The 24,487-nt window shown below is 46.1% G+C and carries 26 protein-coding genes and 1 other annotated feature; of the genes, 24 read left to right on the top strand and 2 right to left on the bottom strand.

Features of this window, described 5'->3' with window-relative positions; all coding sequences use genetic code 11:
- Nucleotides 1-20: 20 nt before the first annotated feature.
- A complete protein-coding gene (gene ribA, locus GVI43_RS00350; protein ID WP_159564282.1) occupies nucleotides 21-611 on the bottom strand; it encodes a GTP cyclohydrolase II in 591 nt (196 codons plus the stop codon).
- Nucleotides 612-852: 241 nt separating this feature from the next.
- On the opposite strand from ribA, the gene pgpB reads away from it, so the two are divergent.
- The 9 genes from pgpB to htpX all read left to right on the top strand — a co-directional run bounded on the left by pgpB (nucleotide 853) and on the right by htpX (nucleotide 8,929).
- On the top strand, nucleotides 853-1,593 hold the full coding sequence (gene pgpB / locus GVI43_RS00345) for a phosphatidylglycerophosphatase B (protein WP_159564280.1): 741 nt from the start codon (nucleotides 853-855) through the stop codon (nucleotides 1,591-1,593).
- Nucleotides 1,594-1,785: 192 nt separating this feature from the next.
- Nucleotides 1,786-2,097 (top strand): LapA family protein, encoded by a 312-nt coding sequence (locus GVI43_RS00340; protein WP_159564278.1) that lies wholly within the window; start codon nucleotides 1,786-1,788, stop codon nucleotides 2,095-2,097.
- Between the two features lie 6 nt (nucleotides 2,098-2,103).
- Nucleotides 2,104-3,273, top strand: a complete 1,170-nt coding sequence (gene lapB, locus GVI43_RS00335) for a lipopolysaccharide assembly protein LapB (protein WP_159564276.1) — start codon at nucleotides 2,104-2,106, stop codon at nucleotides 3,271-3,273.
- Nucleotides 3,274-3,332: 59 nt separating this feature from the next.
- Entirely contained in the window at nucleotides 3,333-4,040 is a 708-nt protein-coding gene (gene pyrF, locus GVI43_RS00330) for an orotidine-5'-phosphate decarboxylase (protein WP_159564274.1), read from the top strand.
- Between the two features lie 6 nt (nucleotides 4,041-4,046).
- Entirely contained in the window at nucleotides 4,047-4,373 is a 327-nt protein-coding gene (gene yciH / locus GVI43_RS00325; protein ID WP_159564272.1) for a stress response translation initiation inhibitor YciH, read from the top strand.
- 92 nt (nucleotides 4,374-4,465) lie between these two features.
- A complete protein-coding gene (locus GVI43_RS00320) occupies nucleotides 4,466-4,930 on the top strand; it encodes a GAF domain-containing protein (protein WP_159564270.1) in 465 nt (154 codons plus the stop codon).
- Between the two features lie 128 nt (nucleotides 4,931-5,058).
- Nucleotides 5,059-5,745, top strand: a complete 687-nt coding sequence (proQ, locus tag GVI43_RS00315; RefSeq protein WP_159564268.1) for an RNA chaperone ProQ — start codon at nucleotides 5,059-5,061, stop codon at nucleotides 5,743-5,745.
- Nucleotides 5,746-5,764: 19 nt separating this feature from the next.
- The gene (gene prc, locus GVI43_RS00310) at nucleotides 5,765-7,801 is read left to right on the top strand and encodes a carboxy terminal-processing peptidase (RefSeq protein WP_159564266.1); all 2,037 of its coding nucleotides are present in this window, start codon (nucleotides 5,765-5,767) and stop codon (nucleotides 7,799-7,801) included.
- Between the two features lie 252 nt (nucleotides 7,802-8,053).
- Nucleotides 8,054-8,929 carry a protease HtpX gene (gene htpX / locus GVI43_RS00305; RefSeq protein ID WP_159564264.1) on the top strand — a complete coding sequence of 292 codons (876 nt, stop codon included), beginning with the start codon at nucleotides 8,054-8,056 and terminating at the stop codon, nucleotides 8,927-8,929.
- Between the two features lie 71 nt (nucleotides 8,930-9,000).
- On the opposite strand, the gene purR is transcribed toward htpX, so the two are convergent.
- On the bottom strand, nucleotides 9,001-10,017 hold the full coding sequence (gene purR, locus GVI43_RS00300) for an HTH-type transcriptional repressor PurR (protein WP_159564262.1): 1,017 nt from the start codon (nucleotides 10,015-10,017) through the stop codon (nucleotides 9,001-9,003).
- A gap of 246 nt (nucleotides 10,018-10,263) precedes the next feature.
- Here purR and cydH point away from each other — a divergent pair, with 246 nt between their 5' ends.
- From cydH to tssC, 15 genes are all read left to right on the top strand, one after another.
- A complete protein-coding gene (gene cydH, locus GVI43_RS16005; protein WP_159564260.1) occupies nucleotides 10,264-10,353 on the top strand; it encodes a cytochrome bd-I oxidase subunit CydH in 90 nt (29 codons plus the stop codon).
- 134 nt (nucleotides 10,354-10,487) lie between these two features.
- Complete coding sequence (locus GVI43_RS00290; RefSeq protein WP_159564258.1) at nucleotides 10,488-11,033, top strand: YniB family protein; 546 nt, start codon at nucleotides 10,488-10,490, stop codon at nucleotides 11,031-11,033.
- A 222-nt stretch (nucleotides 11,034-11,255) separates the two neighbouring features.
- Nucleotides 11,256-12,125: a fructosamine kinase family protein gene (locus GVI43_RS00285; protein ID WP_159564256.1), complete on the top strand. Its 870-nt coding sequence runs from the start codon at nucleotides 11,256-11,258 to the stop codon at nucleotides 12,123-12,125.
- 347 nt (nucleotides 12,126-12,472) lie between these two features.
- Nucleotides 12,473-14,401: a threonine--tRNA ligase gene (gene thrS, locus GVI43_RS00280; RefSeq protein WP_159564254.1), complete on the top strand. Its 1,929-nt coding sequence runs from the start codon at nucleotides 12,473-12,475 to the stop codon at nucleotides 14,399-14,401.
- 3 nt (nucleotides 14,402-14,404) lie between these two features.
- On the top strand, nucleotides 14,405-14,947 hold the full coding sequence (gene infC, locus GVI43_RS00275) for a translation initiation factor IF-3 (RefSeq protein WP_071605873.1): 543 nt from the start codon (nucleotides 14,405-14,407) through the stop codon (nucleotides 14,945-14,947).
- Between the two features lie 99 nt (nucleotides 14,948-15,046).
- Nucleotides 15,047-15,244 (top strand): 50S ribosomal protein L35, encoded by a 198-nt coding sequence (gene rpmI, locus GVI43_RS00270; protein WP_029095034.1) that lies wholly within the window; start codon nucleotides 15,047-15,049, stop codon nucleotides 15,242-15,244.
- Nucleotides 15,245-15,278: 34 nt separating this feature from the next.
- Nucleotides 15,279-15,635 (top strand): 50S ribosomal protein L20, encoded by a 357-nt coding sequence (gene rplT / locus GVI43_RS00265; RefSeq protein WP_029095033.1) that lies wholly within the window; start codon nucleotides 15,279-15,281, stop codon nucleotides 15,633-15,635.
- 144 nt (nucleotides 15,636-15,779) lie between these two features.
- Nucleotides 15,780-15,903, top strand: a sequence feature (Phe leader region).
- Nucleotides 15,784-15,828, top strand: a complete 45-nt coding sequence (gene pheM, locus GVI43_RS16000; RefSeq protein ID WP_159565037.1) for a pheST operon leader peptide PheM — start codon at nucleotides 15,784-15,786, stop codon at nucleotides 15,826-15,828. It overlaps the preceding feature by 45 nt.
- Before the next feature lie 169 nt (nucleotides 15,904-16,072).
- A complete protein-coding gene (pheS, locus tag GVI43_RS00255) occupies nucleotides 16,073-17,056 on the top strand; it encodes a phenylalanine--tRNA ligase subunit alpha (protein ID WP_159564252.1) in 984 nt (327 codons plus the stop codon).
- 16 nt (nucleotides 17,057-17,072) lie between these two features.
- Nucleotides 17,073-19,460, top strand: coding sequence for a phenylalanine--tRNA ligase subunit beta (gene pheT / locus GVI43_RS00250; protein ID WP_159564250.1), 2,388 nt, complete (start codon nucleotides 17,073-17,075; stop codon nucleotides 19,458-19,460).
- 4 nt (nucleotides 19,461-19,464) lie between these two features.
- Complete coding sequence (gene ihfA / locus GVI43_RS00245; RefSeq protein ID WP_159564248.1) at nucleotides 19,465-19,761, top strand: integration host factor subunit alpha; 297 nt, start codon at nucleotides 19,465-19,467, stop codon at nucleotides 19,759-19,761.
- 95 nt (nucleotides 19,762-19,856) lie between these two features.
- Nucleotides 19,857-20,858 carry a vitamin B12 ABC transporter permease BtuC gene (gene btuC, locus GVI43_RS00240; RefSeq protein WP_159564246.1) on the top strand — a complete coding sequence of 334 codons (1,002 nt, stop codon included), beginning with the start codon at nucleotides 19,857-19,859 and terminating at the stop codon, nucleotides 20,856-20,858.
- Nucleotides 20,842-21,600, top strand: coding sequence for a vitamin B12 ABC transporter ATP-binding protein BtuD (btuD, locus tag GVI43_RS00235; protein WP_159564236.1), 759 nt, complete (start codon nucleotides 20,842-20,844; stop codon nucleotides 21,598-21,600). The genes btuC and btuD overlap by 17 nt, the downstream gene beginning before the upstream one ends.
- A gap of 793 nt (nucleotides 21,601-22,393) precedes the next feature.
- Nucleotides 22,394-22,906, top strand: coding sequence for a type VI secretion system contractile sheath small subunit (gene tssB / locus GVI43_RS00230; RefSeq protein ID WP_170324298.1), 513 nt, complete (start codon nucleotides 22,394-22,396; stop codon nucleotides 22,904-22,906).
- A gap of 40 nt (nucleotides 22,907-22,946) precedes the next feature.
- Nucleotides 22,947-24,482 carry a type VI secretion system contractile sheath large subunit gene (gene tssC / locus GVI43_RS00225; RefSeq protein WP_159564234.1) on the top strand — a complete coding sequence of 512 codons (1,536 nt, stop codon included), beginning with the start codon at nucleotides 22,947-22,949 and terminating at the stop codon, nucleotides 24,480-24,482.
- Nucleotides 24,483-24,487 lie beyond the last annotated feature (5 nt).

The raw sequence follows: 24,487 nt of genomic DNA, 5'->3' as shown, positions 1-24,487 counted from the left end.
GTTAGCGGGCTAGGAAACGCTTATTTAGTCAGTAAATGCCCCATTTTGGCGGCTTTGGTATCGAGGTATTTCTCATTTTTAGGATTACGGCCAACCAATAGCGGTACGCGATTAGCAATATTAATCCCTGCCTCAGTCAGTATTTCTACTTTCTTCGGATTATTGGTGAGTAAATTTACCGACGGAATATTCAGTAATTTGAACATGTCAGCGCACAGTGTGAAGTCACGCTCATCGGCGGCAAAACCCAACTGATGGTTTGCCTCTACGGTATCAGCCCCTTTATCCTGAAGAGCATAGGCCCGGATCTTATTTAACAAACCAATATTCCGGCCTTCTTGACGGTGGTAAATTAATACACCGCGACCTTCTTCCGCAATGTGCTGTAATGCGGCTTCAAGCTGAAAACCACAGTCGCAGCGTAGGCTGAATAACGCATCACCGGTCAAACACTCTGAATGAACTCTGGCTAATACCGGCTGGTTGCCGCTGATATCACCATAAACGAGTGCAACATGGTCATGCCCCGTGGCAAGCTCTTCAAAACCGATCATAAGAAAATCTCCCCATGGGGTCGGTAATTTTGCTTCTGCCACTCTTTTTAGCTGCATGATATTCTCCAATAACTAATGATTACGCGATGCGTTTTGATTTATATCCGCCATTAACCTAACGTTTTTAATGCTATCCGGTTAATCCACGCAATGAGGCGCACAAGTATAATCTAATCAGATTGATTTTGTTGCTCGATAGTTAATAAAAAATCAGCTCGCCCGATTACGGTATTTTTATTATTTTCATCCATTTTATGGGATTATATGCGGCCGCAATAGATCCAAGTTGGGACTGAGCATGTTAAATCTGGCAAAACGAACGGCCTGTGGTGTTTTCATTCTTTTAGCGATGCCATTGATCGTTTGGATTAGCGACTGGTTTTGGACTCCTTCGGAAAATAATCCGTTTCTTCGACCATTATTCTGGATAACTGAAACCTCGAGTTCCCCTTGGGGGGCGTTGACCAGTGCCGTTCTGGCGCTTTGGTTCGTCTGGCGTCTACAACTGTCAATGAAAAAAGGCATTTATCTGATGGTTATTCTGGCCGTCACTATTGTGGGCGGGCAGGCGATAAAGTCCGCAATTAAAGAGACGGTAGAAGAACCCCGGCCTTTTGTTCTGTGGATGGAAAATGAATTCCATATTGACGATACCGCTTTTTATTCGCTGTCGCGTAAAGAGAGGGCTAAGGTCGTTGAGCAACGGTTAAAGCAGGAAGACCGCGTTCCGCCGTGGTTATCTAAACATTGGGAACGTGAAACCGGTTACTCATTCCCCTCTGGACATACGCTATTCACCGCCACATGGGCATTGTTAGGCGTTGGATTGCTGTGGCCTCGTCGTCGTTATGTTAGCGCCACCGTTTTGATGGTTTGGGCCACGGCGGTTGCTGCAAGTCGCTTATTATTGGGGATGCACTGGCCGGAGGATTTAATCGTCTCAATTCTTCTTAGCGGGCTGTTTGCGTTTGCGGCCTGTGGGGTTATCAATCGCCGGGTGATGACGCTCAATGAAGCGCCTTCACATTGCAAGACTTAATAAGTGTGAGGAATAATAAATACTATGACAAAAGGCATAGCTGATTATGTGATAGTATTATTAACAGATAGCAAAGTGGTTGTAAGATAGAATTCAATTTTCTATCTATCAATAGAAATGCTAAGTTAAGCCGGACAAAAGTAAAGTATTCTTGGTACAATTCATCCGTTTATCTCTATGTTGGATAGCAATGTGAAATATTTACTAATTGTGTTGTTGGTTATCGTTATCCTGGTTATCTCCGTAACGCTGGGTGCGCATAACGAACAAGTTGTCACCTTCAACTTTTTAGTTGCTAAGGGAGACTATACGCTATCAACCCTGCTGGCCGTTTTGTTCGGCGGTGGTCTTGTTTTGGGGTGGCTGGTCAGTGGACTTTTCTATTTACGCCTGCGTTTACGTTTAGGCCGTGCCGAGCGTCAAATTAAGCGTTTACAACAAACTGACTCATCTGCATCGGCTAATAGTTCGCCCGTGCTGACTCCGTCATCCAATAAGGAATAATGTTGTATGCTTGAACTGCTGTTTCTGTTACTGCCCGTAGCCGCTGCTTACGGTTGGTATATGGGCCGAAGGGGCGTCCAGCAGGAGCGGCAACAAGAAGCAAATAAACTGTCCCGTGGTTACGTGGACGGTGTGAACTTCCTCCTTTCTAATCAGCAAGATAAAGCCGTTGATCTCTTCGTTGATATGCTTAAAGAAGACGGCGGCGCTTTTGAAGCCCACCTCACGTTAGGCAATCTGTTCCGCTCCAGAGGCGAGGTTGACCGCGCGATAAGAATTCACCAGTCTTCGATGGAAAGTGCCTCACTGTCTTTTGAACAACGCCTTTTGGCGACTCAACAGCTAGGGCGTGACTACATGGCTGCCGGGCTGTATGACCGCGCCGAACAGATGTTCACTCAGCTCATTAATGAAGAAGACTTTAGAATAGTCTCTTTGCAGCAGCTACTGATTATTCATCAGGCTACCAGCGACTGGCTACAGGCGATTGATGTTGCAGAAAAGCTGATCAAATCGGGTAAAGAGGCTCTGCGCGTTGAAGTTGCTCACTTTTACTGCGAACTAGCCCTTCAGGCAATGGGATCTGACGATTTGGATAAAGCTATGGGGTTATTAAAAAAGGCCTCGGCGGCCGATAATAACTGCGCCAGAGCCTCTATTATGCTGGGAAGGATCTGGATTGCCCGCAACGACGATATTAACGCGATTAACGAGCTAAAACGGGTTATCGAGCAGGATAAAGACTTTGTTAGCGAAACCATACCGATGCTGTACGAATGCTACCAGCGATTAAACCGGCCCGATGAGTGGATGGATTACCTGAAGCGTTGCGTTGCGGAACAGTCCGGATCGGCAGCAGAATTAATGTTAGCCGACGAGTTAGAGCAGCGTGACGGTCGTGATGTTGCTCAAACCTACATTAACCGCCAGCTACAGCATCGCCCGACGACGCGAGGCTTTTATCGGTTGATGGATTATCAGCTGGCAGATGCTGAGGAAGGGCGGGCCAAAGAGAGCCTGATCGTTTTACAAAATATGGTCGGTGAACAAATCAGAACCAAACCGCGTTATCGTTGTGAGAAATGCGGCCTGACGGCCAATTCGCTTTACTGGCACTGCCCGTCTTGTCGGGCATGGTCAACCGTTAAACCTATTCGCGGGTTGGATGGTCAGTAATTGAATAAAATTGTTGGTGTCTGGTTATCCGGGACATCGTGTAAATAGCCTTACAGGAAATGAACATGTCGACGTCGGCTTCACCCATTATTGTCGCTCTGGACTATGATAATCAACGTTCAGCCCTTGCGCTTGCTGACCAAATTGAGCCAAAAGATTGTCGCTTAAAAATTGGTAAAGAGATGTTCTCTCTGTGCGGGCCTGAACTGGTGCGCGAACTGCACAATCGCGGGTTTGACGTTTTCCTTGATTTAAAATTTCATGATATTCCTAATACCGTGGCCAAGAGTGTGGCAGCCGCGGCTGAACTAGGCGTTTGGATGGTTGATGTGCACGCCAGCGGCGGAGCAAGAATGCTAGAAGCGGCTAAAACAGCATTGTTACCTTATGGCACCGACGCGCCTAAATTAATTGCGGTGACGGTATTAACCAGCATGGACGAAAGCGATTTACGCGGCATTGGCATTAACGCTTCGTTACAAGAACATGCAGAGCGGTTAGCCCGATTATCTAAAGATAATGGCTTAGATGGTGTAGTCTGTTCCGCCCACGAAGCCGGGCACCTGAAATCTCAGTTTGGTGCATCATTCCAGTTAGTCACGCCGGGTATTCGCCCGGTAGGCAGCGATTTGGGCGATCAGCGCCGGGTAATGACACCGCCACAGGCGCAGGCTGCTGGCGTTGACTATATGGTGATAGGGCGTCCGATAACGCAGGCCGCCGATCCTGCTCAGGCCCTGCGGGATATTCTGGCCAGCTTGAGTTAATTCACCATGACGAATAATAATAGCCGATTAGTTTATTCCACCGATTCTGGCCGGATTACACAAGATGAAACCAAGGCTCAACGCCCTAAAGGCGACGGAATTGTTAGAATTCAGCGCCAAACCAGCGGGCGAAAAGGCAAAGGCGTGTGTATTATTTCTGGCGTAGACCTTGATGACGAAGCCCTTCAAAAACTGGCTGCAGAGCTGAAAAAGAAATGCGGTTGCGGCGGGGCGGTTAAAGACGGAATGATTGAAATTCAGGGTGATAAGCGCGATGACTTAAAAGTCCTGCTAGAATTGAAAGGTTTTAAAGTTAAACTGGCGGGTGGCTAAATATTAAACGCAGCCAAAGTCGATATAGCTAATATTTAAAATGTATTTATTCCGCTTGTAGAACGAATTATTTAATGGTTTATGTTGATAAGATGAATAAAGAAAAGTTTTATACTGAACTGCAAAGAGATTTGGGCGCGTTGATCGATGCAGAATACGATCTAATAGCCACATTGGCTAATTGCAGCGCTTTATTGTTTGAACGGCTTGAAAACATCAACTGGGTCGGCTTTTATTTATTAAAAAATGATGTGTTAGTGTTAGGACCTTTTCAAGGAAAAATTGCCTGTACCCGTATTCCTGTTGGTCGGGGCGTGTGTGGTACGGCAGTTGCAGAAAAACAAATTCAACGAATTGGAGATGTCCATCAGTTTGAAGGACATATTGCTTGCGACAGTGCAAGCAATGCTGAAATTGTGCTACCTGTTTACGCAGGCAGCGATATTATTGGTGTTTTAGACATCGATAGTACGGTATTTAACCGTTTTGACAATGATGACGAAAGGGGCCTCAAGGCCTTTGTGGACGTGCTTTCCAAGCACATTTCACAAAGCTAAGGGTTTTTTTATTATCATGAGTTTAAACTTGTAGTGCGGATAACGTAGCTTTTACTGAGAGCGTCATTATAATGGCGCGTAATTTATGCCTGCGTTGGTTGGCAAGCTCGTTGTAATCAGGAAATTTCATGGAAAATCAACCTAAGTTGAACAGCAGTAAAGAAGTCATTGCCTATCTGGCAGAAAAGTTCCCTCTTTGTTTCACCACAGAAGGGGACGCTCGTCCGCTGAAGATCGGTATTTTTCAGGATGTGGTTACGCGCCTGCCTGAAGAAACGCTGTTTAGCAAAACACAGCTACGCACCGCGTTACGTTTATATACATCAAGCTGGCGTTATCTTCACGGTATTAAAGCCGATGCTCAACGCGTAGATCTTGACGGCGCGGACTGTGGCGCATTAGAAGAACAACACGTTGAACACGCCCGCAAGCAACTGGAAGAGGCGAAAGCCCGCGTTCAGGCGCAGCGTGCGGCTCAGCGTCGCGAGTCAGGAGAGGCTACGCAAAATCGTCGTCCTCGCCCGGCAGCTAAGAAACCAGCACCAAACGCGGATCAGGCGCCTTCCCGCACTCCATCGCAGCCAAAATCTAAGCCAGTTGCACCTCGCGTAGCCGCGCCGGTGAAAGAGGTTGAGAAAACGCGCACTGCGTCAGCCGCAGACATGGCTGCGTTGAAAACCGGGCAGAATGTACGGGTTCGTGCGGGTAAAAGTGCTATGGATGCCACAGTGCTTGAAATCGCAAAAGACGGTGTGCGCGTACAGCTTGCTTCTGGTTTAGCAATGATTGTACGTGCGGAACATTTACAGTTCTGAGGCGGAGGTCTGGCAGGGCATGAATAACTTAGTCCGGTTAACGGCAATTGCAGGCTTATTTCTAGCGGGATTAAGTTATGCTAAAGACACAACGTACAGCATCGATCAGCTGCCTGATTTAAAACAGGAAGCTCAACATGCCACGGTGAGTGAGCGCGTTACGGCTCGCTTTACCCGTTCTCACTATCGGCAATTTGAGCTAGATGATGCTTTTTCAGCGAAAATTTTCGATCGTTATCTGAACATGTTGGACTTTAGCCACAATGTGCTGTTGGCATCCGATGTGGCAAGCTTCGCGGATAAAAAAGCGACGTTGGGCCAAGAGCTGAAATCGGGTGAATTAGATACGGTCTATGCGCTGTATAATTTTTCCCAGAAGCGTCGTTTTGAACGTCTACAGTATGCTCTGACGCTGTTGGAAAAACCGATGACGTTTGACGGTGATGACTCGATTGAAGTTGACCGAAGTAAGTCGGCGTGGCCAAAAACGCAAGAAGAGCTGGACCAGCTTTGGTATGCCAAAGTTAAATATGATGCGCTGAATCTTAAGCTGGCAGGTAAACAATGGCCAGAAATCAAAGAAATTCTGACCAAACGCTATCAGTCGGCGATTAAACGGTTGACTCAAACTAAGAGTGAAGACGTTTTCCAAACGCTGATGAACGCATTCGCTCGCGAAATTGACCCTCATACCAACTACCTGTCACCGCGTAATACTGAGCAGTTTAATACCGAAATGAGCCTCTCATTAGAAGGTATTGGTGCCGTGTTGCAGATGGAAGATGACTATACTCAAATTAACTCATTGGTTGCCGGTGGCCCTGCGGCTAAGAGCAAATCGATTGTCGTTGGCGATAAGATCGTTGGCGTAGGTCAGCAAGATAAGCCAATAGTTGACGTTATCGGTTGGCGTCTTGATGACGTTGTTGCACTGATTAAAGGTCCGAAAGGCAGTAAGGTTCGTCTGGAAATTTTACCTGCGGGTAAAGGCGCTAAAGCCAAAACCGTGGTATTAACCCGCGAACGAATTCGCCTTGAAGATCGCGCCGTTAAGATGACGTTGAAGACCATTGATAAAAAGAAAATCGGCGTATTAGATATTCCGGGCTTCTACGTTGGTTTAACCGATGACGTAAAAACGCAATTGCAAAAACTGACTAAGCAAAATGTTGATAGTATTATCATCGATTTGCGTTCCAATGGCGGTGGTGCACTAACTGAAGCGGTTTCTTTGTCAGGGCTGTTTATTCCAAGTGGCCCGGTTGTTCAAGTTCGTGATAACAATGGCAAAGTTCGCGAAGACAGTGATAACGACGGCGTTGTCTATTATAAAGGGCCTCTGGTGGTTTTAGTTGACCGTTTTAGCGCCTCTGCATCAGAAATTTTTGCCGCAGCAATGCAGGATTACGGTCGGGCATTAATTGTCGGTGAACCTACCTTTGGTAAAGGTACCGTTCAGCAACATCGTGCTTTAAACCGTATCTACGATCAAATGCTTCGCCCTGACTGGCCTGAATTAGGGTCGGTACAGTACACCATTCAGAAGTTCTATCGGATCAACGGTGGTAGTACTCAGCGTAAAGGCGTAACGCCGGATATCATTATGCCAACGGGGATTGATCCTGTTGAAACCGGTGAAAGTTTCGAAGATAACGCACTGCCCTGGGATAGCATCGATAAAGCAACTTATACCCTTCAGGGGGATGAGCGCCGCTATATTCCAACGTTGATAAAAGATCACGATGAGCGCATCGTAAACGATCCTGAGTTCCAGTTCATCATGCAGGATATTGCCCGCTATAAAGCCAATAAAGATAAGCGTGCCTCGATATCGCTTAACTACGCTAAGCGGGAAAAAGAGAGCAATGAAGACGATGCAATCCGGTTAAAACGTATTAATGAGCGTTTAGCCCGCGATGGTAAGAAGCCGTTAAAATCCCTTGAAGATTTGCCTAAAGATTATAAAGATGCAGATCCTTATCTGGATGAAACTGTGTTAATCGCTCTGGACTTGGCTACGTTAGAAAAAGTAGACGTAGCAGTAAAGAAAGATTAACCAGTTCAATAAGTTAGTTTAGTTAAATAGGGCGCACAGGGTGCGCCTTATTTTTTTACCAGCGTTTAATCGGGCTATACTTAGACAGGCGATTGAGTGGTAGACGGTTCGCCACGTGCAGCTATTTATTCACAATTGTAAAGTTATGAACTGATTGTTAAAGATTGCCCAGCTACCCTTGAATTTCAGCTATTAACCCATAAGATCAGGATAGTACTAACTATTTTTACTTCTCTGAGGAAATGTCATTTTATGATGCGTATAGCGCTCTTTTTATTAACTAACCTTGCGGTTATGCTGGTTTTTGGGCTGGTACTGAGCCTGACCGGTATTCAGGGAAGCAGCGTTCAAGGACTGATGATTATGTCAGGGCTGTTCGGCTTTGGCGGTGCTTTTGTCTCACTGTGGCTGTCTAAATGGATGGCTTTACGCGCCGTTGGCGGGCAGGTTATTGAGCAACCGAGCAGTGAGGCTGAACGCTGGTTGGTCGATACGGTGAAGCGCCAATCTCAACAGGCCGGTATTGCCATGCCCCAGGTTGCTATCTATCAGGCGCCGGATATCAATGCATTTGCCACCGGCGCAAGGCGTGACGCTTCGCTGGTCGCTGTTAGCTCCGGTTTATTGCAAAACATGAGCCGTGATGAAGCTGAAGCGGTATTGGCCCATGAGATTAGCCATATTGCTAATGGTGACATGGTCACAATGACGTTACTGCAAGGTGTAGTAAATACCTTTGTTATCTTTATTTCGAGGCTTTTGGCTCAGATTGCTGCGGGTTTTCTGTCTAATCGGGGTAATGAAAACTCGTCCGGTAACTCAATGATTTACTTTGCGGTGTCGATGGTGCTTGAACTGGTGTTTGGCGTTCTGGCCAATATTATCACCATGTGGTTTTCACGCCACCGTGAGTTCAGGGCTGATGCCGGATCGGCAAGCTTAGTGGGTCGCGAAAAAATGATTGCTGCGTTACAGCGGTTAAAAACCAGCTATGAGCCTCAGGAAGAGTCAACGATGCTGGCTTTCTGTATTAACGGTAAATCGAAGGCATTTAGCGAGCTGTTTTTGTCGCATCCTCCCTTAGATAAACGTATTGAAGCATTGCGTTCGGGCCAATATCTGAAGTAATTGAAGGTATATTAACTAAGAAGGCACCGGTAAAGGTGCCTTCTGGTATAGCTAACTCAACGTTCCAATTACTATTTATTCAAGTGAGGTCCGTCAGTGACTGAATGGCGTTCAACCAGCTCGGGATGTAATTCAATCGAATTGTTGGTTTCACGCTTATTAATGATCTTATCCAGCAGCATATCCAGAGCCATTTCAGCCAACGTTTCTTTCGGCTGTTGAATGGTGGTCAACGGTGGGTTAAAGAAGCGGGTGTTGGCAATATTGTCATATCCGATAACGGAAATATCTTCCGGTACCTGAAGCCCCATTTCACCGGCGGCACAAAGCGCACCCATCGCAATCACGTCGCCGCCACAAAATAGTGCGGTAGGGCGTTTGGACACGTTAAGCAGCTTCATCATTCCTTCATAGCCTTCATGCGGCTGGAAGTCAGCTTCGATAATCCATTCATCAGGAATAGCAATTTTGGCCTCTTTTAGCGCATATAAAAAGCCTTTATGCCGCTCACGCCCGGTATGCTCATTAAGCTGTCCGGTGATGGTCGCAATTTCCCTATGGCCGCGGTCGATCAAATAGCGGGTAGCCAGATATCCACCGTGGAAACCGTTATCTTCAATATTGTCAGTAAAATCGCTGTGCTTACCCCAGTCCATTACCATCATTGGGATATTGTGGTAATTCTGCAATAGATTGAGCAGCGGAGCCGGATATTCAGAACACATAACCAGCATGCCGTCGACCCGCTTTTGAGCCAGCATGGCGAGGTAGGATTCCTGCTTTTCCAGATCGTTTTGTGAGTTACATAAGATCAGGGTATAGCCTTTTTTGTAACAGGCTGCTTCTACTGCCTGAATGACTTCGGCAAAATAGGGTGAGCCGCTTGATGTCGCGAGCAGGCCAATAGTTTTAGTGTTATTGACTTTTAAGCTACGGGCAACGGCGCTAGGAGAATAGTTCAATTGCTTAATGGCTGCCCAGACGGCCGTTTTGGTATCTTCAGCTACAAAACGAGTTTTATTAATAACGTGGGAGACCGTTGTTGTAGAGACGCCAGCATGTTTAGCCACATCCTTTATTGTTGCCATAAGACAGAGTACTCCTGAGCTTTCACTAGTATTAAATAGAGTGTAAACGGATAAGTTAACGATTGCTTTTTCTTTCGGTTAACGGATTACACTTTAAAAGCAAAACGGTGTAGAATTTAAGTTATCGTCATTGTAGTTAGCCTTAATTAAAGGCTTCAGTGATAACTGGCGGTGAATTTTGGCGTATTTTTTAGTTCTTAGCCAGAGTTTATCACTCAGCGTCAGTTTACCTTAAGGAAAAACGATATGTGTTCTGATTTAAAATGGTCTTTAACCACCACCGTTTTTGCACTAGCGTTAATAGTAACTTATAGCTTAATCGCTGTTCTACACTAGAATAAAAAGAAGGTCCGGTACTGATTATCATACCGGGCCTTTATATTGTCTGAAATTTGGGTTAGCTATTATTTCAGGCTCAGAAAGGGTTTCTTATTCTAATGAGAAATCAGGTGTTTCAACATGGAGGCAGTATGACTCACCATCAGGCCAACGTTGTTGCGTTAATCAAACGCATTGTTGGCATAGTCATTTTTATTCCGGCATTAGTTTCAACGATTATTTCGTTGCTCAAATATCTCGTTGCGCCTAAAGAGCAGGTGCGTGAAATGACTGCTGTTGTTATGGATTTTATTAATGTCATGGTCGATATTGTCCGTCAGTACACGGGTTTTTGTGAGTACTTTTGGGTTAATTCGCCGCTTCCAAACCTAAGCAACTGGTCTTCGAGTTGTTCACTGTGGTTTATCGTCATTTTTGCTTTAATCTTTGTTGGATTAGCGCTACAGGCTGCCGGAGCCCGCTTAACTAAGCGTGTATACGCTATTCGAGAAGGCGTAATTCAGCGGGCTGCACTGGAAGGGATGAATGGTGCAGAAGGGCGTGGCCGTGAAGAGCTTCAGGCGCTGGTTTCGATTCCTAATACCTCGATCTTTGCTCAGTTTGGTTTACTGTATGTTTCACCGGTTATCTGGGGTGTGATTGTTTATGCCATCCTACGCATGATCGATATGCTTTAATATTTCCACATTCTCTTCTACCTTTAATATTATAGGTTAGCGAATTTACACTAGCCTATAACATTCCTCTTATGTTGCTTTCTTCATTCTGTCCATACAATGGTGGGACCAGCGCGCTGGTTAAACGCGTCTTTTAAGCCAAAGCTGTGCTTTAGATCGAGGTTTCTCAGCCATCAACAGGTTAACCTGAGACCATCTTGATCATAACCTTGGGGTAATGTCATGTGGCAATCCGTCAGTCATTTATTGAGTGAGTATTGGGGTGAAGCTTATACCATCACTGAGAAAGGGGAATTGCCGGGAGGAGATATTCATCACGCTCGCAGGGCCAGCAACGGAGAAAAAGACGTCTTTATTAAGTATGACACGCGCGACATTTTACCCATATTTACCGCCGAATCTGACCAGTTAGCCATGCTGGCTAAAAGTAAAACGGTTCGGGTGCCAGAGGTTTATGGCGTTGGCTATGACCGTGACCATAGTTTTCTACTGCTTGAGTATTTACCTCAGAAACCGCTGGATGCCCATCACGCTTATTGCCTTGGTCAGCAATTAGCTAAACTCCACCAATGGAGCGATCAGCCCCAGTTCGGGCTAGATTTTGATAGTGATTTAGCCACCACGCCTCAGCCTAATGCCTGGCAGCGCTACTGGAACGTATTTTTTGCCGAACAGCGCATTGGCTGGCAATTACAGCTGGCCAATGAAAAAGGGCTCTACTATGGTGATATTGATACTATCATTGGCCTTGTTAAACAGCGCTTGAAGAGCCACCATCCGCAGCCTTCATTGTTACACGGAGATCTCTGGCCCGCTAACTGTGGCGTTAGTACGCTTGGTCCGGTTATTTTCGATCCTGCCTGCTATTGGGGCGATCGCGAATGTGATTTAGCCATGCTGCCGCTGTATCCGCATTTACCCGCTCAAATTTATGATGGCTATCAAAGCATTTGGCCTCTGCCTCAAGGCTTTATTGAACGTCAGCCGCTGTATCAACTGTACTATTTATTAAACCGGGCTAATCTGTTCGGTGGCGATCATATTGACGCGGCACTGCACACCGTTGAACGGCTGTTTGGCGCTGAGCTATAGTTTAATTGGGTTGATAAACGATAAACACCGGAGCTAATTCCGGTGTTTATATTTACGAGTGTGACATAAGCGATTACAGGTTCAACCAACAAGAGCAACGGCAGCCTGATTGAAATTGGTTAAATCGTAATCTTGCACTATCAACTCACTAATCACAGTGCTAAAATCCGCCTTTCGTTTTTTGGGAAACGATAACTACCGATAACTACAAATCAGTGTGCGTACATCATTGTGTACCGTTTCGATACTCGTGAATCGAACGGTAATATCAATCCATTGATTTAATTATAAATAATTTTTTACATGCGATCTGTCGTGTGGGTCACCACTGTAAATAAGGAAATGTCATGCCGGTTATAACTCTTCCTGATGGAAGCCAACGTCAATACGATAATGCAGTTTCAGTGATGGATATCGCCCGTGATATCGGCCCCGGTCTGGCTAAAGCCTGCATCGCTGGTCGTATTAACGGTGAACGTATCGATGCCTGTGATTTAATTGAGAACGACGCTAAATTAGAAATTATTACGGCTAAAGATGAAGATGGCTTAGAAATTATTCGCCACTCATGCGCCCACCTGCTGGGGCATGCCATCCAGCAACTTTGGCCAGATACCAAAATGGCGATCGGTCCGACCATTGACAACGGTTTCTATTATGATGTCGATCTCGACAGAGCCTTAAATCAGGAAGATCTCGATTTACTTGAGCAGCGTATGCTGGAACTGGCTAAAAAAGATTACGACGTTATTAAGAAGAAAGTCAGCTGGCAGGAAGCTCGGAACACCTTTGAAGCCCGCGGTGAAATATATAAATTACGTATTCTTGATGAAAATATCGGCCGTGACGCTCATCCGGCGCTGTATCACCATGAAGAGTATGTCGATATGTGCCGTGGCCCGCACGTGCCAAACATGCGTTTCTGCCATAATTTCAAACTACAGAAAGTATCGGGCGCATACTGGCGTGGCGACAGCAATAATAAAATGCTGCAGCGTATTTACGGTACCGCATGGGCGGATAAAAAGCAGCTTAGCGCTTATCTACAGCGTTTAGAAGAAGCCGCCAAGCGTGACCACCGCAAGATCGGTAAGCAATTAGATTTATATCATATGCAGGAAGAAGCGCCAGGCATGGTGTTCTGGCACAATGACGGCTGGACTATCTTCCGTGAGCTTGAAGCCTTCGTGCGTATGAAGCTTAGAGAATACGATTATCAAGAAGTAAAAGGTCCGTTTATGATGGATCGCGTGCTGTGGGAAAAAACCGGGCACTGGGAAAACTACAAAGACGCGATGTTTACCACGTCTTCTGAAAACCGTGAATATTGCATTAAACCCATGAACTGTCCGGGCCACGTCCAGATTTTCAATCAGGGTTTAAAATCATACCGCGATTTGCCGCTAAGAATGGCAGAGTTCGGTTGCTGCCACCGCAATGAGCCATCAGGCTCGCTACACGGCCTGATGCGCGTTCGTGGCTTTACTCAAGACGATGCCCATATTTTCTGTACTGAAGAACAGGTACGTACTGAAGTAACCAGCTGTATTAAAATGGTCTACGACCTGTACAGCACTTTTGGCTTCCAGAATATCAGCGTGAAACTGTCTACCCGCCCTGAAAAGCGTATTGGCAGCGATGAAACGTGGGATCGCGCAGAGCGCGATTTAGCCGAGGCGCTAACCGCAAACGGTTTAGAGTTTGACTATCAGCCGGGTGAAGGTGCGTTCTACGGACCTAAAATTGAATTTACTTTACACGATTGTTTGGATCGCGCATGGCAGTGTGGTACTGTGCAACTCGACTTTTCATTACCTGAGCGTTTAAGTGCTTCTTTCGTAGGTGAAGATAACGAGCGCCACGTGCCGGTTATGATTCACCGGGCCATTTTAGGCTCATTAGAGCGCTTTATCGGCATCTTAACTGAAGAGTGCGCCGGTTTCTTCCCGACATGGTTAGCGCCGCAGCAGGTTGTGGTGATGAATATCACCGATGCTCAGGCGGATTACGTCAGTGAATTAACCAAAAAACTGCAGGCTGCGGGCATTCGTGCGAAAGCAGACTTGAGAAATGAAAAAATAGGCTTTAAAATTCGCGAACATACTCTACGACGCGTGCCTTATATGTTAGTCTGTGGCGATAAAGAGGTTGAAGCTGGCAACGTTGCTGTGCGCACCCGCCGCGGAAAAGACTTAGGCAGTCTTGACGTAAGTTACGTGATTGAAAAACTGCAACAAGAAATACGCAGTCGTAGTCTTAATCAACTGGAGGAATAAAGTATTAAAGGCGGAAAAAGAGTTCAAACAGCGCGTCCTAATCGCATTAACACAGAGATTCGCGCCCGTGAAGTTCGATTAACTGGCATCGATGGCGAGCAAATTGGGATTGTCAGTCTGAATGAAGCGCTGCAGAAAGCAGAAGAAGCAGGTGTTGATCTGGTAGAGATCAGTCCAAATGCTGAGCCGCCAGTTTGCCGTGTGATGGATTACGGCAAATTTCTCTATGAAAAGAGTAAGGCTACAAAAGAGCAGAAGAAAAAACAAAAAGTTGTCCAGATCAAGGAAATTAAATTCCGTCCTGGTACAGATGATGGCGACTATCAGGTCAAACTACGCAACCTGATTCGCTTTCTGGAAGATGGCGATAAAGCTAAGATCACACTGCGTTTTCGCGGTCGTGAGATGGCGCATCAGCAGATTGGTATGGAAGTGCTTAACCGCGTCCGTGACGATCTCGCCGAATTGGCAGTTGTTGAATCCTACCCAAGTAGGATTGAAGGCCGCCAAATGGTGATGGTGCTCGCCCCTAAGAAGAAACAGTAAGGCATACAAGTAGTGAAACCCGAATGGTATTTATACCGTTCGGGTTTTATTCGCCTAACTGGTTCGTTTTATTAACAATGCGAAGTGGATATATTTACTATGCCAAAGATCAAAACAGTGCGTGGCGCGGCCAAACGCTTTAAAAAGACTGCCTCTGGCGGTTTTAAGCGTAAGCACGCTAACCTACGTCATATTCTGACCAAAAAAGCAACTAAGCGTAAACGTCATCTACGTCCAAAAGGTCTGGTCTCTAAAGGAGATTTAGGCTTGGTCGTGGCATGTTTGCCATACGCATAACTTTTAATTCAGATATAACGATAGGAGAGAGCATATGGCTCGCGTAAAACGTGGTGTAATCGCACGTGCACGTCACAAGAAGATATTAAAGCAAGCGAAAGGTTACTACGGTGCCCGTTCGCGCGTATATCGTGTTGCCTTTCAGGCAGTAATCAAAGCAGGACAATATGCTTACCGTGACCGTCGTCAACGTAAGCGTCAGTTCCGTCAGCTGTGGATTGCACGTATCAACGCTGCTGCACGTCAAAATGGTTTATCTTACAGCCGTTTCATCAATGGCCTGAAAAAGGCTTCTGTTGAAATCGACCGTAAGATCTTGGCTGATATCGCCGTATTCGACAAAGTGGCATTTGCTGCTTTAGTAGAAAAAGCAAAATCAGTTCTAGCGTAAGCCAGATAGAAGAGGGAGTTTATACTCCCTCTTTTACTTTTAATTGCTCATATAATTGTTGGTAATAGCGAGTAATTAAACGTAGTATTATGCGGTCTAAGCAAACTTTAAACGCTTTATATTCAAACCGATACAGGGTAACACCATCATGAGTACCGTTATTTTCCGTTTCTTTTTTTACTTTAGCGCCTGAATTCAAGGGGCTTTGCGCGTAAGAGAATAAACGAAAACTAGCGCTAAAAGCCTCCTATCAGGAGGCTTTTTTGTTGTTTTAAAATTTAGTCGTGAAGTATTTATGTATCATATAGCCAAATATTTCGAGCGGCAGGATGGTGGTAGGCCAACGCAACAGCCGCTTGAAGCATGACGGATATAACATTTAACAGGGTTTGATTACCTAATAATTAGATTTCCGGAACCGGAAGAAGAGGAAAATAATGCCACATCTCGCTGAACTGGTTGCCAATGCAAAGGCCGCTATAGATGAAGCCCATGATGTTGCCGCGTTAGATTTAGTTCGCGTGGAATATTTAGGCAAAAAGGGTCACCTGACGTTGCAAATGACATCTCTGCGCGATGTCCCCGCAGAGGATCGTCCTGCCGCAGGACAGGTGATTAATCAGGCTAAACAGGACGTTCAAGATGCGCTGAACGCCCGTAAAAACATCTTAGAGTCAGCCGCACTGAATGCCCGTTTATCGCAGGAAACCATCGATGTTTCTCTGCCCGGCCGTCGTCAGGAAAACGGTGGCCTTCATCCGGTTACCCGCACGATTGATCGGATCGCAGATTTCTTTGGTGAACTGGGCTTTGCCGTGGCCAACGGCCCTGAAATCGAAGATGACTATCATAATTTCGATGCGTTGAATATTCCGGCCCATCACCCGGCCAGAGCCGATCACGACACCTTCTGGTTCGACGCTAAGCGATTGTTGCGCACTCAGACTTCTGGTGTACAAATTCGTACCATGAATAACCAACAGCCACCGATCCGTATTATTGCTCCGGGTCGGGTTTATCGAAACGATTACGATCAAACCCACACGCCAATGTTCCATCAGATGGAAGGGTTGATTGTTGATAAAGATATCAGCTTCACCAACCTGAAAGGTACCATCCACGACTTCTTGCTTAACTTCTTCGAAGAAGATCTGAAGATCCGTTTCCGCCCGTCTTACTTCCCATTTACCGAGCCTTCAGCTGAAGTTGACGTGATGGGCAAAAATGGTAAATGGCTGGAAGTTCTAGGCTGTGGCATGGTTCACCCTAACGTATTGCGCGGGGTTGGCATCGATCCCGAAGTGTATTCGGGCTTTGCTTTTGGCATGGGAATGGAGCGTTTAGCTATGCTTCGTTACGGTGTCACTGATTTACGCGCTTTCTTCGAAAACGATCTTCGTTTCTTAAAACAATTCAAATAATAGCGGGAGCCAAAACATGAAATTCAGTGAATCCTGGTTGCGTGAATGGGTCAACCCTGCAATTAGTCGTGAAGCTTTATCAGAGCAGGTCACCATGGCTGGCTTGGAAGTTGACGGCGTTGAGCCTGTCGCCGGCGACTTTACCGGTGTTGTTATCGGGCGTGTGGTTGAGTGTGGTCAACATCCTAATGCCGATAAGCTGCGGGTAACCAAAGTTAACGTTGGCGGCGATAGGCTGCTGGATATCGTTTGCGGGGCCCCGAACTGTCGTCAGGGGCTAACCGTGGCCTGTGCCACCGTTGGCGCAGTACTGCCGGGTGATTTTAAAATTAAGGCCGCTAAGCTACGCGGTGAGCCGTCTGAAGGTATGCTGTGTTCATTCTCTGAACTGGGTATCAGCGAAGACCATAACGGTATCATTGAGCTGCCAGAAGACGCCCCCATTGGCCAAGACCTGCGTGAATATCTGAAACTCAATGATGTGACCGTCGAGATTAGCGTTACGCCTAACCGTGCCGACTGCTTAGGCATTATCGGCGTAGCCCGTGACGTTGCGGTTATTAATAAATTACCGTTAATCGAACCGGACATGACGCCGGTAATGGCTACTATACCAGACACGATATCTATTCAGGTCGACGCTTCACAAGCCTGTCCGCGCTATTTAGGCCGCGTGGTAAAGGGTATCAACGTTAAAGCCTCTACGCCGCTGTGGATGAGTGAAAAGCTGCGTCGCTGCGGAATTCGTTCTATCGATCCGGTGGTTGACGTGACCAATTACGTTTTGCTGGAACTGGGTCATCCTATGCACGCGTTTGATTTGGCTCGTATCGACGGCGGAATTGTTGTGCGCATGGCGAAAGAGGGTGAAGAGCTGGTTCTGCTTGATGGCAACAAGGTTAAGCTTAATCAAGATATCGTTGTGATAGCCGATCATCAAAAAACGCTGGCATTAGGCGGCATTTTTGGCGGTGAGCATTCCGGCGTTAACGAAGAGACCAAAGACGTATTCCTTGAGTGCGCCTATTTTAATCCGCTTGCCATTGTTGGCCGTGCGCGTCGTTATGGTCTGCACACCGACGCTTCCCATCGCTATGAGCGCGGCGTGGATCCTGCTCTTCAAGAACGCGCGATTGAACGAGCGACAGCGCTGCTGCTGGAAATCTGTGGTGGGCAAGCGGGGCCGGTTGTTGACGTAACGGATAAAGCCCAGTTGCCTAAACCTGCGACGATTGTGCTGCGCCGTCACAAGCTCGACCGATTAGTGGGTCATGTTATCCCCGATGAGCAAGTGACTGACATTCTTACGCGTCTGGGTTGTAACGTGACTTATAACGGCGATAGCTGGACTGCTGTTGCACCAAGCTGGCGCTTCGATATGGCGATTGAAGAAGATCTGATCGAAGAAATTATCCGCGTTTATGGCTATAACAGCGTTCCGGACGTACCGCTTCGGGCTGATTTAGTCATGACCGCCCATCGCGAAGCAACTCTTTCGTTACGGCGAGTGAAAACGCTGCTGGTCGATCGCGGCTATCAGGAAGCCATTACCTATAGTTTTGTCGATCCTAAAGTACAAAGCCTGCTGCATCCTGATCAAGAAGCGTTGATTTTACCTAGCCCGATTTCAGTTGAAATGTCCGCCATGCGCCTGTCTCTTTGGACTGGCTTATTAAGCGCGGTGGTGTATAACCAAAATCGTCAGCAGAGCAGGCTGCGCCTGTTTGAGAGCGGATTACGCTTTGTGCCTGATGCCGCTTCGGATTTAGGCGTTAAACAAGAACTAATGCTGGCCGGTGTGATCGCGGGCAATCGTTGTGAGGAACATTGGGATCTTGCGCGTGAAGCAATTGACTTCTATGATTTAAAAGGCGATCTTGAAGCTGTGTTAGAGTTAACGGGTAAATTGTCTGAGATTGAATTTAAAGTCGAAGCAAACCCGGCATTACATCCAGGCCAGAGTGCGGCTATTTATCTTGATGGTAAACACATTGGGTACATCGGTGTGGTGCACCCTGAGCTAGAGCGTAAGCTCGATCTAAACGGTCGTACAGTGGTGTTTGAGCTGTTATGGGACAAGCTCTCAGAGCGTCAAGTACCGCTGGCTAAAGAGGTTTCCCGCTTCCCGGCGAACCGCAGAGATATCGCAATTGTTGTGGCTGAAAGCGTGCCCGCTGCCAATGTATTAGAATTATGCAAAAAAGTTGGCGTAAATCAGACGGTTGGCGTAAACTTATTTGACGTATACCGTGGCAAGGGCGTACCAGACGGCTATAAGAGTCTGGCTATTAGCCTAACGTTACAGAATACCACGCGTACGCTAGAAGAAGAGGAAATTGCCGCTACGGTTGCTGAATGCGTAGAGGCACTGAAACAGCGATTCCAAGCATCCTTGAGAGATTGAACCTATGGCGCTTACTAAAGCTGAAATGTCTGAACACTTATGCGAAAAGTTGAACTTGAGCAAACGTGATTCAAAAGATCTCGTAGAACTATTTTTTGAAGAAGTCCGTAGAGCTTTAGAAAATGGTGAGCAAGTCAAACTTTCCGGATTCGGTAATTTTGACCTGCGTGATAAGAGTCAACGCCCGGGGCGTAACCCGAAAACCGGCGAAGATATTCCAATCACTGCACGCCGGGTAGTTACTTTCCGTCCGGGGCAGAAGTTAAAGAGCCGGGTTGAGAACGCTACTCCTAAAGAATAAAGACATTAGATCAAAAAGGCTGCGCAAGCAGCCTTTTTCTTTTGTATTATTCGATATCTGAAATTTTTAACGCTAAAGCCTTACGTAGATACAACATGACCCTGCGCTTTACTCATCTTCAGCAACGGCAACAACAGCGGGATAAGCTTAAACTTGGCCTGTTGGGTTTGTTATTGGCTGTCACTTTTGTACTCAGCCTATCCGTTGGTGACATCTGGTTACCGCCATCCCAATGGATGAGCGAGCGGGCTCAGCTATTCGTTTGGCAGCTTCGCTTACCCAGAACGTTCGCCGTGATTATGGTCGGTGCTGGCCTTGCGATGTCTGGGGCGGTGATGCAGTCTTTGTTTGATAACCCACTTTCTGAACCCGGTTTATTGGGCGTTGCTAACGGTGCCGGCGTGGCCTTAGTGCTCACCATATTGCTTGGCGGTGGGCTACTTCCCGTTTGGCTTCTCAGCCTGAATGCGATTATCGGCGCGCTGGTTTTAACCCTGATTCTATTAGCACTTTCCAGAAGAAAACTGCTATCTGGCGCCAGTCTATTACTCATCGGCTTTGCCCTAAGCATTGCCTGTAGCGCCGTCATGACATGGGCGGTTTACTTCAGCTCTAGCCTAGACCTCCGTCAGCTGCTTTACTGGCTAATGGGGAGCTTCGGTGGCATCGGCTGGCAACAAATATGGCTGATTCTGGCGCTCTTCCCGGCGATTATCTGGCTAACCTATCAAGGAAATAAACTCAATTTACTCTCGCTAGGAGAAAATCAGGCTCGCCAGTTGGGCGTCCCTTTGGTCCTCTGGCGTAATATATTCGTGTTGATGATAGCCTGGGTGGTGGGTGTTAGCGTGGCGCTGGCCGGTATCATCGGCTTTATTGGCTTAATTATTCCTCATATGCTGCGCCTGTCAGGAATTACCGATCATCGCTATTTGCTTACCGGCTGCGCGTTATCCGGTGCCAGCATTCTCTTACTGGCCGATCTGATGTCGCGGATTGTTCTCTCATCGGCAGAGTTGCCAATCGGGGTGATCACCTCAACGCTGGGTGCTCCTTTGTTTATTTGGATGCTATTGCGCAATGTTAAAACTTATTGATGTCAGTTTATCGCCAAGGTTATTGGGTATCAGCACTTCAGCAAAACCGGGAAGACTGATTCACATTATCGGCCCGAATGGGGCAGGGAAAAGCACATTGCTTTCCTGTATTGCCGGGCTACTACCTTACGATGGGGCAATTGAGCTAAACGATCGAAAACTGAGTGGTTATAGCGGGGCAGAGCTGTCTCGACTGCGCGCTTATTTAAGCCAACAGCAGGATAACCGTTCTATGATGCAGGTATTCCAGTACATTGCGCTTCATCAGCCAAAATCAGCCAATGCCGGTGATATTGAACAAACCGTTATGTTTTTATCTGAGCATTTGGAACTGACCGATAAACTTGAACGCCCGCTATCCCAGCTGTCCGGCGGTGAGTGGCAAAGGGTGCGTCTTGCCGCTATTTTTCTTCAGGTCTGGCCATCGCTTAACCCTGATAGCCACATGTTGCTGCTTGATGAACCCATGAATAGTCTGGACGTAGCTCAGCAGTCAGCGCTTAACCGATTACTTCGATTATTTTGCGCACAGGGACGAACGGCGATCGTCAGCGCCCATAACTTGAACCATACATTACACTATGCTGATGAGGTCTGGTTATTGGAACGAGGCATCTTAATTGCTGCAGGGGATACCGTTGATGTCATGCAGCCAGAAAATATTGAGAACGTTTTTAATGTAAAATTTGAGCTCTTTCAGGCTGGCAATCAAAGATGGTTAATACCAAAGGATATTAACTGACCCAGTTGATATAAAATTATATGTTACAGTTTAGTTTAATAACTATTTTGAATATTGAGCTGAATTTATTAATAGATAAATTAATGGTCATATTTCATTAATACAAACAAATATCCTCAATATTAATTTTTCCCACCGCGCATTTAGTGATTTTTTGGTTAAAATCAGAGTATAGATATATAAAAACCGTCTTTTTTGTATTCCAATCTCATTAAATACAATCACTATAACGATGCTTTAATAGTCATTATTTGTATAAAAATAATGTTGTTAGTGATTGCGATTATCTTCACCATTGGAATTCAATTAACGTTACTAACTAATAAATATAAATATTTTAAATGACCACACTTTTTAGAATTTAAATTATTTATTTTGACCCCCTCTATGTTCATAAAATTATACAAAATGATAGCTGTTAAAGTTGACAGGTATTCATGAAATTCTAATTCTGCTATAAAGCAATAACTTGTTCTACTGATAATCATAAGCCAATGTTTCTGAATAGTTGTTTAGTTTGTTGAATTGAGTCGGGTGATTATATCTCTCCTAACCTAATGAATTATACGTGGTTAAAACTCTATTGATAAATATTGAATGCCTGTTTTTGATCAATAAACGCGCGTGATTAAGTAACTATATCAACCACCTATATAAATCGATAAGCAGAGCCACAGATATTGACCGTGGGGGATAACCCCATCCGATATTCGGATATTTCGATGATGTTATACACAAGGAAATAGGGACGTAATTGTGGAATATTTTATCAACAAGGATCAGGACTAATATTATGGCCGATAGTTTTCAAAATGAAGTTCCCGCAGCCCGTATCAATATAAAGTTAGATCTACACACCGGTGGCGCCCAGAAGAAGGTTGAGCTACCGCTTAAGATATTAGTCATGGGAGATTATAGCCATGGCCAGGAAAATCGTCCGATTGCTGAGCGGGAAAAGATTTCCATTAATAAGAATAACTTTAACGCCGTTCTGACCGATTTAAACCCTAAAGCTAAGCTGACTATTAAGAATACGTTAGCCGGTGATGATACTGAGACTAATATCTCCCTTAGCTTTAAAGAGATGAAAGATTTTGAACCAGAGCAGGTTGCTAAACAAATTCCCGCGCTGCGTTCCCTGCTTGCCATGCGTAATTTATTACGCGACCTCAAATCTAATTTACTCGACAACGCAACTTTCCGCCTGGAACTCGAACGCATTCTGAAAGACGAGCAATTATCAGACGATTTACGCGCTGAGCTTGCTGCGATTGGCACTTTACCTAACGGTTCTGAACCTCAGTAATTGCCACTTTCTTGATACGTATTAATTTAAGGATAGATTTATGTCTACGAAAAATATCGACGCTCCAAAAGCGGGAAGTAGCATGGTGAAAGAGGCCACCAGCGTTTATCAGTCTCTGTTTGATAAAATTAACCTGACTCCGGTTGTACAGTTTGACGATATCGTTAAATTTCAGGACAACGATGCCTTAGCCGAAGCCTCCGCCGACGAACGCGTAACCATGGCGGTAAACGTTTTTCTGAACATGGTTCAGCAGTCAGCGCAGAAGGTCGACAAACTGGATAAAAGCCTGCTTGATTACCATATTAGCCAAATCGACCAACAGCTAAGCGAGCAGCTAGACGCCATCATGCACCACCCTGAATTCCAGTCTATTGAATCAGCCTGGCGTGGCCTGAAGTTTCTGGTCGATCGCACCGATTTTCGTCGCAACGTCAGAATCGAAGTGCTGGATGCATCGAAAGAAGCGTTACAGCAAGATTTCGAAGACGCGCCTGAAACCATCCAAACCGGCTTCTTCCGCCATACTTATATTCAGGAATATGACACCCCAGGCGGCGAACCTATCGGCGTGACAATTTCTAACTATGAGTTTGACCGTGGCCCGCAGGATATCGCGTTACTGCGCAATATTTCTAAGGTTGCCGCTGCCGCCCACATGCCGTTTATCGCCTCGGTTGGTCCTGCTTTCTTTGGTAAAGAAAATATGGAAGAAGTGGCCGCAATCAAAGATATTGCTAACTACTTTGACCGCGCTGAATACACCAAGTGGAAGAGCTTTCGCGAGACCGATGATTCTCGCTACGTCGGTTTAACCCTACCGCGCGTATTGGCCCGCTTGCCATACGGCCCGGATACCGTTCCCGTGCGCAACTTTAACTATATCGAACAGGTTAAAGGGCCGGATCATGACCGCTACCTATGGACCAATGCTTCATTTGCTTTTGCTGCCAATATGGTGAAAAGCTTCGTGCGCAACGGTTGGTGTGTACAGGTTCGTGGCCCGCAGGCCGGTGGTTTAGTCGATGATTTACCTATCCACCTTTATGATTTGGGTACCGGTAATCAGGTGAAAATCCCGACTGAAGTTCTGATCCCTGAAACCCGTGAATTTGAGTTTGCTAACCTTGGGTTTATCCCGCTGTCATTTTATAAAAACCGTGACTACGCGTGCTTCTTCTCGGCTAACTCAGCGCAGAAAGCGGCGTTGTACGACACCAAAGAAGCCACGGCCAACAGCCGTATTAATGCTCGTTTACCCTATATCTTCTTACTGTCGCGCATTGCCCATTACCTGAAAGTTATTCAGCGTGAAAATATCGGTGCCACCAAAGATCGCCGCGTATTAGAGCTGGAACTGAACGCCTGGATCAACAATCTGGTGACTGAAATGACCGATCCAAGCGATGAAGTTCAGGCATCGCATCCGCTGCGTCAGGCCAAAGTTATCGTTGAAGATATTGACGATAACCCAGGATTCTTCCGCGTGAAGACCTTCCTGATTCCTCACTTCCAGATCGAAGGCATGGATATCAATTTATCTATGGTTTCGCAAATGCCGAAAGCCAAGGCCTAATTTTT

Source organism: Budvicia diplopodorum (assembly GCF_009800925.1).
GTDB lineage: Bacteria > Pseudomonadota > Gammaproteobacteria > Enterobacterales > Enterobacteriaceae > Budvicia > Budvicia diplopodorum.
The sequence above is the reverse complement of the archived record's forward strand: the minus strand, read 5'-3'. Positions and strand labels throughout refer to the sequence as shown.

Bases quoted from the DNA above. Each gene is read 5' to 3' on its own strand.
- tssB (WP_170324298.1), top strand. From the start codon at position 22,394: ATGGCCGATAGTTTTCAAAATGAAGTTCCCGCAGCCCGTATCAATATA.
- btuC (WP_159564246.1), top strand. From the start codon at position 19,857: ATGACCCTGCGCTTTACTCATCTTCAGCAACGGCAACAACAGCGGGAT.
- ribA (WP_159564282.1), bottom strand. From the start codon at position 611: ATGCAGCTAAAAAGAGTGGCAGAAGCAAAATTACCGACCCCATGGGGA.
- rpmI (WP_029095034.1), top strand. From the start codon at position 15,047: ATGCCAAAGATCAAAACAGTGCGTGGCGCGGCCAAACGCTTTAAAAAG.
- ihfA (WP_159564248.1), top strand. From the start codon at position 19,465: ATGGCGCTTACTAAAGCTGAAATGTCTGAACACTTATGCGAAAAGTTG.
- lapB (WP_159564276.1), top strand. From the start codon at position 2,104: ATGCTTGAACTGCTGTTTCTGTTACTGCCCGTAGCCGCTGCTTACGGT.
- pheS (WP_159564252.1), top strand. From the start codon at position 16,073: ATGCCACATCTCGCTGAACTGGTTGCCAATGCAAAGGCCGCTATAGAT.
- pheT (WP_159564250.1), top strand. From the start codon at position 17,073: ATGAAATTCAGTGAATCCTGGTTGCGTGAATGGGTCAACCCTGCAATT.
- cydH (WP_159564260.1), top strand. From the start codon at position 10,264: ATGTGTTCTGATTTAAAATGGTCTTTAACCACCACCGTTTTTGCACTA.
- pgpB (WP_159564280.1), top strand. From the start codon at position 853: ATGTTAAATCTGGCAAAACGAACGGCCTGTGGTGTTTTCATTCTTTTA.
- htpX (WP_159564264.1), top strand. From the start codon at position 8,054: ATGATGCGTATAGCGCTCTTTTTATTAACTAACCTTGCGGTTATGCTG.
- GVI43_RS00290 (WP_159564258.1), top strand. From the start codon at position 10,488: ATGACTCACCATCAGGCCAACGTTGTTGCGTTAATCAAACGCATTGTT.
- tssC (WP_159564234.1), top strand. From the start codon at position 22,947: ATGTCTACGAAAAATATCGACGCTCCAAAAGCGGGAAGTAGCATGGTG.
- prc (WP_159564266.1), top strand. From the start codon at position 5,765: ATGAATAACTTAGTCCGGTTAACGGCAATTGCAGGCTTATTTCTAGCG.
- proQ (WP_159564268.1), top strand. From the start codon at position 5,059: ATGGAAAATCAACCTAAGTTGAACAGCAGTAAAGAAGTCATTGCCTAT.
- pyrF (WP_159564274.1), top strand. From the start codon at position 3,333: ATGAACATGTCGACGTCGGCTTCACCCATTATTGTCGCTCTGGACTAT.
- thrS (WP_159564254.1), top strand. From the start codon at position 12,473: ATGCCGGTTATAACTCTTCCTGATGGAAGCCAACGTCAATACGATAAT.
- btuD (WP_159564236.1), top strand. From the start codon at position 20,842: ATGTTAAAACTTATTGATGTCAGTTTATCGCCAAGGTTATTGGGTATC.
- yciH (WP_159564272.1), top strand. From the start codon at position 4,047: ATGACGAATAATAATAGCCGATTAGTTTATTCCACCGATTCTGGCCGG.
- rplT (WP_029095033.1), top strand. From the start codon at position 15,279: ATGGCTCGCGTAAAACGTGGTGTAATCGCACGTGCACGTCACAAGAAG.
- GVI43_RS00285 (WP_159564256.1), top strand. From the start codon at position 11,256: ATGTGGCAATCCGTCAGTCATTTATTGAGTGAGTATTGGGGTGAAGCT.
- GVI43_RS00320 (WP_159564270.1), top strand. From the start codon at position 4,466: ATGAATAAAGAAAAGTTTTATACTGAACTGCAAAGAGATTTGGGCGCG.
- purR (WP_159564262.1), bottom strand. From the start codon at position 10,017: ATGGCAACAATAAAGGATGTGGCTAAACATGCTGGCGTCTCTACAACA.